The 13,523-nt window shown below is 67.7% G+C and carries 13 protein-coding genes, 2 tRNA genes and 1 riboswitch; of the genes, 6 read left to right on the plus strand and 9 right to left on the minus strand.

Annotation, left to right across the window (positions count from 1 at the left end; translation table 11 throughout):
- Positions 1–155: 155 nt before the first annotated feature.
- Positions 156–755 (minus strand): 3-isopropylmalate dehydratase small subunit, encoded by a 600-nt coding sequence (gene leuD / locus ABD768_RS17030; protein WP_344841580.1) that lies wholly within the window; start codon positions 753–755, stop codon positions 156–158.
- 13 nt (positions 756–768) lie between these two features.
- Positions 769–2,199: a 3-isopropylmalate dehydratase large subunit gene (gene leuC, locus ABD768_RS17035; RefSeq protein WP_344841582.1), complete on the minus strand. Its 1,431-nt coding sequence runs from the start codon at positions 2,197–2,199 to the stop codon at positions 769–771.
- Between the two features lie 108 nt (positions 2,200–2,307).
- Between leuC and ABD768_RS17040 the strand changes: the two genes are divergently transcribed.
- Positions 2,308–3,027 (plus strand): IclR family transcriptional regulator, encoded by a 720-nt coding sequence (locus ABD768_RS17040; protein ID WP_012922430.1) that lies wholly within the window; start codon positions 2,308–2,310, stop codon positions 3,025–3,027.
- Between the two features lie 472 nt (positions 3,028–3,499).
- Positions 3,500–4,039, plus strand: coding sequence for an HdeD family acid-resistance protein (locus ABD768_RS17045; protein WP_343963610.1), 540 nt, complete (start codon positions 3,500–3,502; stop codon positions 4,037–4,039).
- Between the two features lie 68 nt (positions 4,040–4,107).
- On the opposite strand, the gene ABD768_RS17050 is transcribed toward ABD768_RS17045, so the two are convergent.
- The 5 genes from ABD768_RS17050 to ABD768_RS17070 all read right to left on the minus strand — a co-directional run bounded on the left by ABD768_RS17050 (position 4,108) and on the right by ABD768_RS17070 (position 7,732).
- Positions 4,108–4,183 (minus strand) — tRNA-Glu (locus ABD768_RS17050).
- A 79-nt stretch (positions 4,184–4,262) separates the two neighbouring features.
- Positions 4,263–4,334, minus strand: a tRNA-Gln gene (locus ABD768_RS17055).
- A 116-nt stretch (positions 4,335–4,450) separates the two neighbouring features.
- Complete coding sequence (locus ABD768_RS17060; protein ID WP_344841585.1) at positions 4,451–5,413, minus strand: CPBP family intramembrane glutamic endopeptidase; 963 nt, start codon at positions 5,411–5,413, stop codon at positions 4,451–4,453.
- Positions 5,413–6,951, minus strand: coding sequence for a glutamate--tRNA ligase (gltX, locus tag ABD768_RS17065; protein WP_344841588.1), 1,539 nt, complete (start codon positions 6,949–6,951; stop codon positions 5,413–5,415). Before gltX ends, ABD768_RS17060 begins: the two co-directional genes overlap by 1 nt.
- Positions 6,944–7,732 carry a fumarylacetoacetate hydrolase family protein gene (locus ABD768_RS17070; RefSeq protein WP_343963619.1) on the minus strand — a complete coding sequence of 263 codons (789 nt, stop codon included), beginning with the start codon at positions 7,730–7,732 and terminating at the stop codon, positions 6,944–6,946. The genes gltX and ABD768_RS17070 overlap by 8 nt, the downstream gene beginning before the upstream one ends.
- A gap of 42 nt (positions 7,733–7,774) precedes the next feature.
- On the opposite strand from ABD768_RS17070, the gene ABD768_RS17075 reads away from it, so the two are divergent.
- Complete coding sequence (locus ABD768_RS17075) at positions 7,775–8,263, plus strand: GNAT family N-acetyltransferase (protein ID WP_344841590.1); 489 nt, start codon at positions 7,775–7,777, stop codon at positions 8,261–8,263.
- Complete coding sequence (locus ABD768_RS17080; protein WP_344841592.1) at positions 8,260–9,114, plus strand: 3-methyladenine DNA glycosylase; 855 nt, start codon at positions 8,260–8,262, stop codon at positions 9,112–9,114. The genes ABD768_RS17075 and ABD768_RS17080 overlap by 4 nt, the downstream gene beginning before the upstream one ends.
- On the opposite strand, the gene ABD768_RS17085 is transcribed toward ABD768_RS17080, so the two are convergent.
- Entirely contained in the window at positions 9,102–9,392 is a 291-nt protein-coding gene (locus ABD768_RS17085; protein WP_344841594.1) for a hypothetical protein, read from the minus strand. The genes ABD768_RS17080 and ABD768_RS17085 overlap by 13 nt on opposite strands.
- A gap of 298 nt (positions 9,393–9,690) precedes the next feature.
- On the opposite strand from ABD768_RS17085, the gene ABD768_RS17090 reads away from it, so the two are divergent.
- On the plus strand, positions 9,691–10,965 hold the full coding sequence (locus tag ABD768_RS17090; RefSeq protein ID WP_344841596.1) for a Fic family protein: 1,275 nt from the start codon (positions 9,691–9,693) through the stop codon (positions 10,963–10,965).
- Between the two features lie 307 nt (positions 10,966–11,272).
- Positions 11,273–11,854: a DinB family protein gene (locus ABD768_RS17095; protein WP_344841598.1), complete on the plus strand. Its 582-nt coding sequence runs from the start codon at positions 11,273–11,275 to the stop codon at positions 11,852–11,854.
- Between the two features lie 139 nt (positions 11,855–11,993).
- Here the strand turns inward: ABD768_RS17095 and ABD768_RS17100 are convergent, their stop codons facing one another.
- Entirely contained in the window at positions 11,994–13,097 is a 1,104-nt protein-coding gene (locus tag ABD768_RS17100; RefSeq protein WP_344841600.1) for a serine hydrolase domain-containing protein, read from the minus strand.
- 116 nt (positions 13,098–13,213) lie between these two features.
- A riboswitch (cobalamin riboswitch) is annotated at positions 13,214–13,351 on the plus strand.
- The last annotated feature ends 172 nt before the right edge of the window (positions 13,352–13,523 follow it).

Raw genomic sequence — 13,523 nt, forward strand, 5'->3', positions numbered from 1 at the left:
CTGTCAGAAGAGGATTCAGCGCCTCAAGGCCGGACGAGATCCGTATGTCTGGAGGGTTCGCTGCTCATGGCGCCCCACCTCCAAGATCTCGTCGTGCCCGTGCTGACAACTTCAGAAGGATAACACCGGAGTTATCGGTATCACTGTGCGATGCGTTACGCCTTGGCAGGCAGGGTGACCGGCTTGAAGGCCGGCCGGGTCGCCTCGTACGCCGTGATGTCGGCCTCGTGGGACAAGGTGATGCCGACGTCGTCGAGCCCGTTCAGCAACCGGTATCGGGTGTAGTCGTCGATCTCGAACGGCGCGGAGACGTCCCCGGCCGAGATCGTCTTGTTCTCCAGGTCGACGGTCACCTTGGTACCGGGGTCCTGCTCGATCGCGACCCAGAGCTGGTCGACGACCTCCTGCTCGACGAGGGCCGCGAGCAACCCGGCCTTGCCCGAGTTGCCCCGGAAGATGTCGCCGAACCGCGAGGCGACGACGACCCGGAACCCGTAGTCCATCAAGGCCCAGACGGCGTGCTCACGCGACGACCCGGTGCCGAAGTCCGGTCCGGCGACGAGCACCGAGACCCCTTCGTACTCGGGCTGGTTCAGGACGAAGGTGGGATCGTTGCGCCAGGCAGCGAACAGCCCGTCCTCGAAGCCGGTCCGGGTGACCCGCTTGAGGTAGACCGCCGGGATGATCTGGTCGGTGTCGACGTTGCTGCGCCGCAGCGGAACCGCGGTGCCGATGTGCTGGGTGAAGGCTTCCATGATTCCTTTGTCCTCAGACGTTCTCGGGTACGGCGATCTCGAGCGGCGGCAGGTCGGCCGGCGCCGCGAGAGTGCCCGTGACGGCGGTTGCGGCGGCGACCAGCGGCGAGACCAGGTGCGTCCGGCCGCCCTTGCCCTGGCGTCCTTCGAAGTTGCGGTTGGAGGTCGAGGCGCTGCGCTCGCCCGGGGCCAGCTGGTCCGGGTTCATCCCCAGGCACATCGAGCAACCCGCTCCACGCCACTCGGCGCCGGCGTTCTTGAAGATCACGTCCAGGCCCTCGGCCTCGGCCTGCAACAGCACCCGGCCCGACCCCGGTACGACGAGCATCCGGGTGCCGTCGGCAACCTTCCGCCCGGCCAGTACGCCGGCCGCCGCGCGCAGGTCCTCGATCCGGCCGTTGGTGCAGGAGCCGAGGAAGACGGTGTCGACGTGTACTTCGCGCAACGGCGTACCGGCGGTGAGGCCCATGTACTCCAGGGCGCGCTCGGCGGCGATCTTCTCGTTCGGCTCGTCGAAGTCGTCCGGCGACGGCACGTTGGCCGACAGCGGAGCGCCCTGGCCCGGGTTGGTGCCCCAGGTGACGAACGGCGCGATGTCCTCGGCGCGCAGCGAGATCTCCTTGTCGAAGGTCGCGTCCTCGTCGGTGGCCAGGCTGTTCCAGTACTCGACCGCGGCTTCCCAGTCGAGGCCCTGCGGCGCGTGCGGCTTGTCCTTCAGGTATTCGTAGGTCGTCTCGTCCGGCGCGATCATGCCGGCCTTGGCGCCCCACTCGATCGACATGTTGCAGATCGTCATCCGGGCTTCCATCGACAGCGCGCGGATCGCTTCGCCGCGGTACTCGACGATGTAGCCCTGGCCGCCGCCGGTGCCGACCTGGGTGATCAGCGCGAGCACCAGGTCCTTGGCCGAGACGCCGTCCGGCAGTACGCCGTCGACGGTGACCGCCATCGTCTTGGGGCGGGCCTGCATCAGCGTCTGGGTGGCGAGCACGTGCTCGACCTCGCTGGTACCGATGCCGAAGGCAATCGCGCCGAAAGCGCCGTGGGTGGAGGTGTGGCTGTCACCGCAGACCACCGTCATACCGGGCTGGGTCAGGCCGAGCTGCGGGCCGATCACGTGCACGACGCCCTGGTCCGGGTCGCCGAGGGTGTGGATCCGGACGCCGAACTCCTTGGCGTTCTTGCGCAGCGTGTCCACCTGGGTCCGCGACGTCAGGTCGGCGATCGGCTTGTCGACGTCGAGCGTCGGCACGTTGTGGTCCTCGGTGGCGATCGTCAGATCGGGCCGGCGAACCTGCCGGCCGGCCAGCCGGAGCCCGTCGAAAGCCTGCGGACTCGTCACCTCGTGCACGAGATGGAGATCGATGTAGAGGAGGTCGGGCTCTCCGTCGGCATGGCGCACGACGTGCGCATCCCAGACCTTTTCCGACAACGTCCTACCCATCAGACACTCCTCCGTGGTTTTGTAATGACTGTTCTCTCGCTCACAGTGCGCCCAGATAGGCGGCACAAGCGACTTGCGTTCCACGATTCGAGACGGCAATATCGTCTCATGGACAACTCTAGCGGAGTCGGCGTTCTCGACAAAGCAGCTCTCGTTCTGTCCGCACTCGAGTCCGGACCGGCGACCCTGGCCGGACTCGTGGCGGCGACGGGACTGGCCCGGCCGACGGCACACAGGCTCGCTGTCGCTCTGGAGCACCACCGGTTGGTGGGTCGCGACATGCAGGGCCGCTTCGTGCTCGGGCCGCGCCTGAGCGAGTTGGCCTCCGCTGCCGGTGAGGACCGACTGCTGGCGACGGCCGGTCCGGTGCTGGCGCGACTGCGCGACATCACTGGTGAGTCGGCGCAGTTGTTCCGCCGCCAGGGTGAGTACAGAGTCTGTGTCGCGGCTGCCGAGCGCCCGTCCGGTCTGCGCGACACCGTGCCGGTCGGTAGCCAGCTGACGATGGCCGCTGGATCCGCCGCTCAAATACTGCTTGCCTGGGAGGACCCGGAGCGCATGCACCGCGGTCTCCACAACGCCACCTTCAATGCAGCCGCTCTGGCCGGCGTACGCCGTCGTGGCTGGGCCCACTCGGTCGGCGAGCGCGAGCAAGGCGTCGCCTCCGTCTCCGCGCCCGTCCGCTCTCCTTCCGGCAAGGTGATCGCAGCCGTGTCCGTCTCCGGCCCGATCGAGCGCCTCTCCCGCCAGCCCGGCCGCATGCACGCCCCCGCCGTGATGGCCGCCGCCGAACGCCTCTCCGAAGCCCTCCGGCGAGCCTCCGAGTAGTCCACCGACACAGCCCTCCACCGCGCTTCCGAGTAGCCCACCGGTACTCCGAACAGCCCGTCGCCTCCCGCGGCGGGCTGTTTTCCCTTCCCCCCGCTCCCCCGAGCCCGCCCGCCCGCCTACCCACCTGCCCACCCACTGCCCACGTGCCCGCCGGCTGCCCACCTGCGCACCCGCCCGCCCGCCCGCGCACCTGCGCACCAGCCCGCCTGCCTGCGCACCTGCCCGCCCGCCTGCCTGCCTGCCGCGCACCATTTCGGGGGTTAACCCCTCAGTTGGTGGGTTGCCTAGCGTGTTTCTGGGGTGGCAACCCACCATCTGAGGGGTTAACCCCTGAGATGGTGGAGGGCGAGGGCGGGGGTTTCGGTTGGGTTCGGTGGGCGTGGGGTGCTTGCTGGTGGGGGTGGGCGGGATCACGATGAGTTGAGGGGGCACTGCTCTTCGGGAGGTACTTGCGATGGTGCGGGACTGGATGACTGTTGGCTGGAAGATGCTGATCGTCCGCGGGGTGATCGGCATCGTGTTCGGGGTGCTGGCGATCGTCTGGCCGATCTCGACGGCGATCGCGCTGGCGTTGCTGTGGGGCTTCTGGGCGTTGATGGACGGGATCGGGTCGCTGACCCAGGCACTTCGACCCGAGGCGAAGGGCAGCCGGCTCTGGCTGATCGTGCTCGGCGTGATCGCGTTGGTCGCGGCCTTCTTCGCCATCTTCAGTCCGGCGGTGACGGCGGTGACGCTGACCTGGATCCTCGGCATCTGGCTGATCGTCCGGGGCGTGTTCGAGGCGGTCGGCGCGTTCACGACCAACCACGTGACACCGAGATGGTTCCTGCTCCTCGGCGCAGCGTTCTCGATCCTGCTGGGAATCCTGTTCGCCGCCAACCCCGGCGCGGGCGCGGTGGGGATCGCGGTCTTCCTCGGAGTGGTCGCGCTGCTGTGGGGCGCCACGTTCCTGGTGGCCGGCCTGTCGATGCGCCGGCTGATGGCGGCCGGCCCCGAGGCCAAGGTGTGACGCTCGCCTCACCGGCGTACCAGGACAAAAACAAGCGCCCCTCACCTGGTGGTGAGGGGCGCTTTCTCTGGTAGCCCCGACGGGATTCGAACCCGCGCTACCGCCTTGAGAGGGCGGCGTGCTAGGCCGCTACACAACGGGGCCAGAGCGCTTGTCAGCCGGTTCCGGAGAGCCGACCAACGAGGATGAACTGTACCTAACTTCCAGCGATACGGTCCAATCGCTGGGGTACTAGGACTCGAACCTAGACTAACTGGACCAGAACCAGTCGGGCTGCCAATTACCCCATACCCCAAAGCTTGTTACTGCGATTGTCAGTGCGTTTCCGCCCTCACAACCTGGCCCGCTGAGCCTATCGCAGCATGCCGCCAGAAACCAAAACGAGTTCAGCGTCCCCAACTGTCACACCCGTCACAGGAGTCGCCGGCCCGGACCGCGATCCGCCACGAGCGAAGTCGCCAGTGGCAATTCGCAGCGGGTGGCCATTCCCTGCTTGCGGGTGAGCAGCAACGCGATCGCACCGAAGGCGGCGAACTTCACCACGTCGACCGCAACGAGCGACCAGGGCGCGTCGGAGGCTCCCAGGCTGTCGCCGACGGTGTTGGTCAAAGCCGCGTAGATGAAGGTGATCACGTTGTTCGCCGCGTGCGCCGCGATCGGCGCCTCCAGCCCGCCGGTACGAACCGCGAGCAGCCCCGCCACCAGCCCGAACGCGAACCGGTCGAGGAACAGCGCCGGGCTCTCCCACGGCCAGATCCCGTGCGCCATCGTGAACAGCACGGTCGTCACCAGTACTGCGACCAGCGAGCTGCGCACCAGCGCGCCGACCGCCTGCAACAGGTAGCCGCGGAAGAAGTACTCCTCCCCCGCCGCCTGGAACGTCGACGTCAGCAACGTCACCGCGATCACGCCGGCCGCGTCGGAGGCGACGCCGTTGGATCCGCTGCCCAGCACGTCGACACTGCCGAGCTCGACGATGCCCAGCATCACCAGCTCGAGCACCACGGCCGCGACGCCGAACACTGCCAGCGGCCGCCAGCGCAGCTTGCCGGTCACCGAGGACAGCAGCCCGGGCGTCTGCTTGTTCAGCCTGGTCGCGACCAGCATCGTCAGCGGGATCAGCACGATCAGCGACAGGTTCGTCGCCAGCAGGCCGAGCCACGACACGGTCCCCTTGGGGTCGGTCCGGATCGACTGCTGGATCGACAGCACCAGCACACTCCAGAACATCCAGCCGACCAGCACGGTCAGTGCCCCGAGGAGCACGAACGCGGACGGCGTGACGTTGTTGCGCAGCAGCCGGTGGTACGGCTGCGGACCGGCGTCCCGGGGGTCGATCGCCGCCCCGGGTCCCGGCGTACCGTCGGCGGCCATCAGTCGGCCGGCAGGCTCGCGCGGGCCTGCTCGATCCGGCGGAGCGAACTCTCCCGCCCGAGCAGTTCCAGCGACTCGAACAACGGCGGCGAGATCCGGCGGCCGGAGATCGCGACCCGGACCGGGCCGAACGCGTTCTTCGGCTTCAGCCCCAGACCCTCGATCAGCGACGCCCGCAACGCGGCCTCGATCGGCTCGGTCTTCCACTCGCCGACCCCGGCCAGCGCCTTGCCGGTCGCCTCCAGCACCGCGCCGGCGTCACCGGTCAGCACCTTCGCGGCCGAATCGGGGTCGATCGAGAAGTCCTGGTCGGAGACGAACAGGAAGCCGAGCATCTCCGGCGCCTCGGAGAACGTGTTCATCCGCTCCTGCACGTGCGGCACAGCCGCGGTCAGCAGCGCGAGTTGCGCATCCGACGGCTCGGCCGGCAGGACGCCCGCCTTCGCCAGGAACGGCACCGCGCGGCCGGCCCAGTCGGCCGGCTCCAGCAGCCGCATGTGCGAGGCGTTGATGGCCTCGCACTTCTTCGGGTCGAACCGGGCCGCGTTCGCGTTCACCTTGCGGATGTCGAACGCCTTGATCATCTCGTCCATGGTGAAGACGTCGCGGTCGTCGGCGATCGACCAGCCCAGCAGGGCCAGGTAGTTCAGCAGTCCCTCGGGCAGGAAGCCGCGCTCCATGTACTCGCCGAGGCCGGCGCCCGGGTCGCGCTTGGACAGCTTCTTGTTGCCCTCGCCCATCACGAACGGCAAGTGCCCGAAGCGCGGCGTCCGGCCGGAGCCGATGCCGATCTCGGCAAGCGCCTCGTACAGGGCGATCTGCCGCGGCGTCGACGGCAGCAGGTCCTCGCCGCGCAGTACGTGGGTGATCTCCATCAGCGCGTCGTCGACCGGGTTCACCAGCGGGTAGAGCGGGTAGCCGTTCGCCCGGACGAGCACGTAGTCGCCCAGGTTCTCCGGCAGGAAGGTGATCTCGCCACGGACCAGGTCGTCGAAGGTGATCGGGCGATCGGGCATCCGCAGCCGTACTACGGGACGCCGGCCCTCCTCGATGTACGCCTGCACCTGCTCGGGCGTCAGCGCGCGGCAGTGACCGTCGTACCCGCTGTGCTGCCCCGCGGTACGTGCGGCCTCGCGGCGCTGGTCGAGCTCCTCCTGCGAGCAGTAGCAGTGGTACGCCCGGCCCGCCGCGAGCAGCTTCGCCACGACGTCGGCGTACGTGTCCATCCGCTCGGACTGCAGGTACGGGCCGAAGTCGCCGCCGACCTCCGGGCCCTCGTCCCAGTTCAGGCCGAGCCAGGTGAGCGAGTCCAGCGTGTACTGCAGCGCCTCTGGGGTGTTGCGGGACTTGTCGGTGTCCTCGATCCGCAGGACGAGCTTGCCGCCGTAGTGGTGCGCGAAGGCCCAGTTGAACAGTGCGCTACGGATGTTGCCGACCGTGAGCAGACCGGTCGGCGACGGTGGGAAGCGCACCCGCACCTGGTTCGGTTCCAAGCCACCGAGGACGTCTTCGTCGGTCGGGGCGGGCCTTTCAGTCACGCACGATCACCTTGTTCGTCAGAGTTCCGAGTCCTTCGACGCTGACCGCGACCTCGTCGCCGGGCAGCATCGGGCCGACACCCGCGGGGGTGCCGGTGAGCACGACGTCGCCGGGCAGCAGCGTCGTGAACGAGGTGATGTAGGCCAGCACCTCGGGGATGTCGAAGATGAACTGCGAGGTCCGGCCGTCCTGCTTCGGCTCGCCGTTCAGCGTGGTGGTGACCCGCAGGTCGGCCACGTCCAGGTCGGTGCTGATCCACGGGCCGAGCGGGCAGAACGTGTCGTACCCCTTCGCCCGCGCCCATTGCCCGTCCGACTTCTGCAGGTCCCGGGCCGTCACGTCGTTGGCGATCGTGTACCCGAAGATGACTTCTTCGGCCCGCTCGCGGGGCAGGTCGCGGCAGATCCGGCCGATCACGATCGCCAGCTCGCCCTCGAAGTGCAGGTCGTTGGTCTGCTCGGGGTAGACGATGCCGTCCCGCGGGCCGACCACGCTGGTGTTCGGCTTGAAGAAGATCAGCGGCTCGGTCGGCACCTCGTTGCCGAGCTCCTCGGCGTGCGCGCGGTAGTTGCGCCCGACGCAGACCACCTTGCTGCGCGGGATCACCGGGGCCAGCAGCCGGACATCGGCCAGTTGCAGCTGCTCGCCGGTGAACTGCACCGGCCGGTAGAGCGGATCCGAGTCGAGCACTGCGACGGTACCGGTGAGCCCCTCGGGGTCGTCGGTCTCGACGATGCCGTACTTCGGCTCGTCATCAACGGAGAATCTGGCGATACGCACGGGCCTGAGCCTACCGTCGTGCCAGGGTGAGACAGTTACACGGTGACGACTGACATCCGGCTGGCCAGGCCCGCGGAGTACGAGGACGTGGGTTCGCTGACCGTGGACGCCTACGACGCGGACGGCTTCATCCCCAAGGGATCCGACTACGGGCTGACCCTGCGCAACGCGGCCGACCGCGCCGCGAAGGCGGAGTTGTGGGTGGCTGTGGACGGTACAGATCTGTTGGGCACGGTGACTTTCTGTGTACCCGGCTCGGTCTACGGCGAGATCGGGCGGGACGGGGAGGGCGAGTTCCGGATGCTCGGCGTCTCCGCTGCGGCCCGTGGGCGCGGCATCGGTACCGCTCTATCTGTGCACTGCGTGGATCGCAGCCGCGAGTTGGGCTTTCACCGTGTCGTCTTGTCGAGCGCCAGCTACATGACCACAGCCCACCGCATGTACGGCCGCCTCGGCTTCACCCGCCTCCCCGAACGCGACTGGTCCCCCCGCCCCGGTGTCGACCTGTACGCCTTCTCCCTGGACCTATGACCGTCGTACTGGACCCTGCTGACTGGCAGCCGCTGCAGGAAGCACATGCAAGTCGGGTGGATGCCTTGCTGGCCGATCACCTGGACCGCCGGCGCCGCGGCGAGAAGCACCCGGTCGAGGACTTCCTCTTCACCTACTACCCCACCCGCCCCAAGCAATTGCGGGTTTGGCACCCCGGCCCCGGCGTCGGCCTGCGCGGCGCCCAGTCCTACGAGGCCAAACGCGGCTACCTGTACGCCGACGACGTCGCGCGACTGGATCCGGCCGAGGTCACGCGGCGCGCCGACAGCATCGCCTGGATCGGAAAGTTGCTGTCAGCAACCGCTTCCCGCCAGCCCCAGTTCGGCTGTTTCGGCCTGCACGAATGGGCCATGGTCTTTCGCTCCGACGAGATCCGCCACGACTGGCCGTTGCGGCTGGGCGCCGAGGGCACCGACCAGGTCGTGAAGTCGAGCAAGATCGCCTGCTCCCATTTCGACGCCTTCCGCTTCTTCACCACCCCGGCCCGGCCGTTGAACATCCTGCAACCAACACGCGAGTCCCAACCCGCCCTCGAGCAGGGCGGCTGCCTCCACGCCAACATGGACCTCTACAAGTGGTCCACCAAACTGATGCCCTTCACCCCCAGCTCTCTGCTACTGGACTGCTTCGAACTGGCCAAGGACATCCGCACCCTCGACATGCGCGCGTCCCCGTATGACTTCGCCACTTTGGGCTACTCCCCCGTCGAGATCGAAACCCCAGCCGGCAAAGCGCAGTACGCAGCGGCCCAACGCACCTTCGCCGACCGCGCCCGCCCACTCCGCCAACAACTCGCAGACCTCTGCGACCAACTGCTTCAGGGCGTGTAGGGCGTCCCGCCGAACAGCGCGTTGAACTTGGTGGCTGTGGACGGCTTGAGCTTGCCGTTGACGCGAAGCAGGGCGGAGTCGAACGTGTAGTCGTACTCCGTGCCCAGCATCGGGATCTCCTTCAGATTCTTCTGGATGTAGGCGGCGCGATCGGTCGCATCCTTCGCCGACGGCCAGATCTCGATCGTCGCCCCACAGTCGGCGCTGGGCTCGTCGCAGGTCAGCGCCGAGTCGTAGAGCACGGCCGCGTCCAGATAACCGGTAGGCCGGCCGATCAAGTTGTTCGGATTCCCGATGCTCGGCCCGGCCTTCTTCCCCGACCTCCACCAGACAGCCTTGACCAGCCCCGCGATCCCATGGAGCGAGTACCTAGACGGCCTTCGACCAACACCGAACCCCAGTACCGGCCTTGGGGACCGAGCGGAGCCGAGCATGAGTGCATCGCAAGCGCAGCAGTGGAACGGCTTCCTCACCGCACTCGACCTCGTCGGCCGGCTCTCCTTTCCCACCGGAAGCTCGGCTAGCAAGCTGGTGTGAGCTCTTGTTCAAGGTTGTTGGATAAGCTTGAATAAGGGTGTGGCCAGGGTTGAGTTGCATCGGTGGCCGGGGCACCCGGATGGGTTCACCCGGGCTGAGCGGCTGGGTGGGTCGTATGAGTTGTATTTTCCGGATCCGTTGGTTGGGCGGGAGTTCGATCTCAGTGATGAGGTGCTGGCTGCGTTGGAGGACGCGGCTGGGGATCTGGGGCGGTTGGATGCGACTGCCGCCGTACTGACGAACAGTGAGGCGTTGGCTCGGTTGTTGTTGCGGGCTGAGGCTGTGGGGTCTTCGCAGATCGAGGGACTGGTGGTGGGGGCTCGGCGGCTGCTCAAGGCTGAGGCGTTGCGGGACAGTGGGCGGCATCATGATGTGACGGCCGAAGAAGTGTTGGGGGCCGTCGACGCGATGGTGTGGGTGACCGAGTCGGTGCGGATCGGGGACAAGCTCGAGGTCGAGCATGTGCTGGAGGCGCATCGGCGGTTGATGGCGCATTCGCCGAATCCGGAGTTCGGGGGTGAGGTGCGTTATCTGCAGAACTGGATCGGTGGGCGATCTCCGGCCGAGGCGTACTACGTGCCGCCGCCGGCGCATCTGGTTCCCGAACTACTCGCGGACCTGATGACCTTCATCCGCGAGTCACCGCTGCCGGTGCTGGCCAAGACCGGCATCGCGCACGCACAGTTCGAGACGATCCATCCCTTTGCCGACGGCAACGGTCGCACTGGGCGCGCACTGATCCACCTGGTACTACGAGCCGAGGGTCTCGTCGAACGCAGCGTGCCTCCGGTGTCGCTATCGCTTGCCACACACGCAACCCAGTACGTCGAAGCGCTCACCGCCTTCCGCCACACCGGCAAGGCGACCAACGCCCGCGCCCGGAGTGCCGCGAACGAATGGCTGCTCATGTTCGCCACCGCCTGCAGTCATGCGACCGCCGAGGCCGCCCGCTTCGAACGCACCGCCGCGGACCTCAAGACCGCCTGGCGCGAGCGAGCCGCCCCGGTCCGCGCCGGCTCGGCCGTCGACCTGCTGATCGAAACCCTGCCCGCGGCCCCCGTCCTCACCCTCGCAGCCGCCGCCGAACTCATCGGCCGCTCCCAACAGGCAGCCAACCAGGCTCTCGCCCGCCTGACCGAGTGCGCAGTACTCCGCGAACTCACCGACGGTCGGCGGAACCGCGTGTACGAGGCGCCCGAACTGATAGACGCCTTCACCCTCCTGGAACGCCGCTTCGCCAGCCCCGCCTCCGACACCCGGGTCGAGTCGCCGAACCGACCGGTCCCGTCCGCCCCGGCGAGACCGGCCGACTGACCTGGTCAACCCCGCTGTCCCGCTCAACCCCAATCTCCTACTCAACCCCACTCTCCCGCTCGTCCCAGGACAAGTCGGGTCGCGGGAAGAGTCTGTCGGCCCCGTCCCCGACGGGGCCGACAACCAACGATCAGCGACATGTCTTTCACCTCCCTCTCACCAGCGCTTCACGCCGGGCGGCTAGCAGATCGCTACCAGTGACACCAGCACCAACACGCTGTCCTGGTTGACTTTCTGGCTCCCGGCGTTGAACAATTCGAACACATGTTCGAGCGTTGGACCAAATCGGGGAGTGTGAGGATCTGTGATGCCGGAGCCGTTCGACTGGGAGATCTTGCAGCGGCCGTCTGCGATGGCGATGGTGCGCGGGCAGCTCGGCTTCAGCTGGATGGTGTTGTCCGGGCGGTTGGCGGCGCTGACCGACGAGGAGTACTTCTGGCGGCCGAGCAGTGAGGCGCTGACCGTCGTCCGCCGGCAGTACGCGGGGCGGTTCAGGTCGCTCGGGTCGGGCGAATGGGTGGCGCAATGGCCGGACGAGCCGGACCATCGCGGACCGCGGACGATCGCCTGGCTGATCGCACACCTGACCGAGACGTTCTTCGAGCGCTGGGAGTGGACCTTCGGCGCGAGCCGACAAGGCCGCGCCGACATCACCCTCCACGGCAACGCCCAGGACGCCGTCGCCTGGCTCACCCACTGGGTCGAAGCCTGGCAAGACTCCATCGCCAACCTCGACGAGGACCAAGCCATGACCGTCGGCCTGAGCCAGGCGACAGAACTGGACGCCGCCGAACCCTTCGGCCACGTGGTCCTGCGCCTCAACCGCGAGCTGATCCACCACGGCTCCGAGATCATGACCCTCCAAGACCTCCATGCCTTGGCGGCCTGACCGCACACCCCCGATCCCTGGTCGTCGAGGCGGAGGCCGCTCCATCCACCGCTCAGGAGCGCGCCTCGGCGACCAGGCCAACCGTCACACCGCCCACCCGATCCGCTCCCAAACCCTCGGGCGGCCAGAGGGTCGGCTGTCAGGAGAGCAGTTTGGTGGCGAGGTCCCAGACCTGGTCGAAGGCGTTGATTTCGGTGGGGTTGAAGCGGTTCTTGGTGACGGCTACCGAGATCCCGGTGGCGGTGTCCGCGTAGGCGGCAGAGCCACCGATGCCGACCATGCCGAAGACAGTCGGTGGAGCAGGGCGCATGCCGAGCTGGCCGATCGTGTAGCCGAGGCCGTACTGCGCCGGGCCGCCGGTCATCTCGTCCAGGCCGGTGGTGGAGAGGGCTGAGATCTCCTGCAGACGGGAAGGCGACAGCAGACGTACGCCATCGACTTCGGACATCAGCGCGGCGTACATGCGAGCCATACCTCGAGCGGTGACCGTCCCCCAGGCCGGGATGTCGGCCATCGTCACGGCGGTGTTGTTGGCCAGAGCCGCATTGGGGAACAGCGATCGCGGGCCCGACTTGAAGAGCGGAAAGTCCGGCGGCAACGAAGCGAACATGGCCGCGCCGGCCGGGTCGTCCTCGAAGTGCGCCACCCGCTTGAGTTCAGAGGCCGGTACGCCGAAGTACAACTCCCCCGCGATCCCCAGCGGCTCGCCAACCAAAGATGCCAGCGCCGAAGAGATCGGTGAGCCGGTCGCTCGTCGGACGACCTCGCCGAGGATGAAGCCGAAGGTGACCGCGTGATACCCCACCCGCTCCCCCGGCACCCACCAAGGCTCCAGCGAAGCGATCACCGAACACATCGCCTCCCAATCGCAGAACCGCGACAACGTCAGATCCGCAGGCACCGCCGGTACGCCGGCCGAGTGCGTCAGCACATGCCGGATCGTCGTCCCCTCCTTGCCATGAGCCCCGAACTCCGGCCACACCGAAGCCACCAATGTGTCGTACGACAACACCCCCTCCTCCACCAGCACATGGACGACGGTCGACGTCACCCCCTTCACCGTCGACGCGGCATAGAACAGCGTGTCCGACGCAACCGGCCGACCGGGAGCGGCCATCCCCGCCACGGCATCCACGATCAACTCGCCCCGGCGATAGACAGCGGCCTGCACGCCGTTCTCCGCACCCGACGCCACCAGACCCTCGATCGCGTCCACAACCTGCTCCTGCAATAACTCGTTCATACCAGCTCCTCGTTGACGACTCCCGGTACCGGGTCGGAGCCGCTGCGCCAAACTTGACATCGCACCCGAGATGCGTTTTTCACACAAGATGTGCGACACGCGGCGCGTCGAGACACTAGATGTGGGGTTCAGCGGGTTAAGGTCACATCACTGGTCGACAGGGGAACCCGGTGGAAATCCGGGGCTGCCCCGCAGCGGTAAGCGGATGAAGCAGTCCCGTGAGCCCGAATACCTGCGACCGGTGCGCGTGCCGCCGGCACGCGCTGTCCGAGACCTCGAGGGCGGGTCGCAGGGCGAGCAAGCGACAGGTCGTGCAACGCCGGTGTACCGCACCGGCGAGGAAGTCCCAGCAACTCGGTGCACCACCGGCCGGTCGGCGCAGCACAGTGGGTCGGTGCGATGGCGCCGCGCCGCGGGTGGCGCCGG

Source organism: Kribbella ginsengisoli (assembly GCF_039537185.1).
In the GTDB taxonomy this organism is placed as follows: Bacteria; Actinomycetota; Actinomycetes; order Propionibacteriales; family Kribbellaceae; genus Kribbella; species Kribbella koreensis.